The 1,130-nt window shown below is 68.2% G+C and carries 1 pseudogene; it reads left to right on the forward strand.

Features of this window, described 5'->3' with window-relative positions:
* A pseudogene (locus tag EN925_RS36840) lies at positions 1-1,130 on the forward strand (calcium-binding protein); the annotation flags it as partial.

Below are 1,130 nucleotides of genomic sequence, written 5' to 3' on the forward strand. Positions count from 1 at the left end.
GGGTAGTAACGCAAGCGGCGGCAATTCGATAGCGCTGGGAGTGGTCAGCCAGGCAACCGGCGGCAATTCTCTCGCCGCCGGGAACGGCGCCAACGCCAGCGGAGTCTCGGGCGTCGCCGTCGGCAACGCTGCTAGGGCGACCGGCAACAGCTCAACGGCACTCGGGGTGCAAGCGCTGGCGATCGGCGACAGCACGGTTGCTGTCGGTCAGGGCGCCGGCGCCGGGTCAACCACCGGAAATGCCAGCTCGGTCGCGGTGGGCGTCGCGGCAGGCACGCTCGTCAGCGGCGGACAGAATACCGCTGTCGGCGGCGGCGTCCCAAGCGTCTTGAGAGGCGCCGGCTCCGGCGTCACGGGGCAGCGCAATGTCGCCCTCGGCACTGGTGACGGCGCCGTTGCCTATGACGCAACGCTCTCCGCCTCCGCGGGCAATCTGGTCACCGGCAACGACAACATCGCGATCGGAACCAATGCCGGTATTGGTGTCGCCGTCAGCAACACCGCGTCGATCGGCCACAACGCTCAAGCCAGCCAGACCAACGCCGCCGCCATTGGCACGGGATCCATCGCCAGCGGCGTGAATTCCATCTATCTGGGCGCACGCTCCGCTGCCGGAACGGGGGCTCTCGCTCAGAGCGCGATCGCTATCGGCGTGGACGTGACGGCAAACGTGGCTGATGCCACGGCGATCGGCCGTACAAGCGTGGCATCGGCCCAGTTCGCCGTCGCAATCGGGGTAAATTCCCGTGCGACGGGGATAAGCTCGTCAACACTCGGCCCCAACGCACTCGCCTCAGGCAATTTCGCATTGGCTTTCGGCAATGCCGCTCTGTCGAGTGGAATCGGCTCGGTCGCGATTGGGTCGGGTGCCCAGGGCACGGATGTTGGCGCCGTGGCGCTCGGCAATGGCTCCCGTGCGACCCTCGCGCGCGCAACGGCGCTGGGCGTTAGCGCATCGGCGAGTGGCGCGAGCGCCCTGGCGATGGGCGATACCGCAAACGCGAGTGCCCAGAACGCGATCGCCGCCGGAACGAACGCGGTCGCAAACTCCGCCGATGCCGTCGCCATCGGCACCAGGGCGAATGCAAGCGGCCGCAAGGCCGTCGCCATCGGCGCCGACCACGTCGCTT

Origin of the sequence: Mesorhizobium sp. M7A.F.Ca.US.006.04.2.1 (genome assembly GCF_004022915.1) — a bacterium.
Classification (GTDB): domain Bacteria; phylum Pseudomonadota; class Alphaproteobacteria; order Rhizobiales; family Rhizobiaceae; genus Mesorhizobium; species Mesorhizobium ciceri.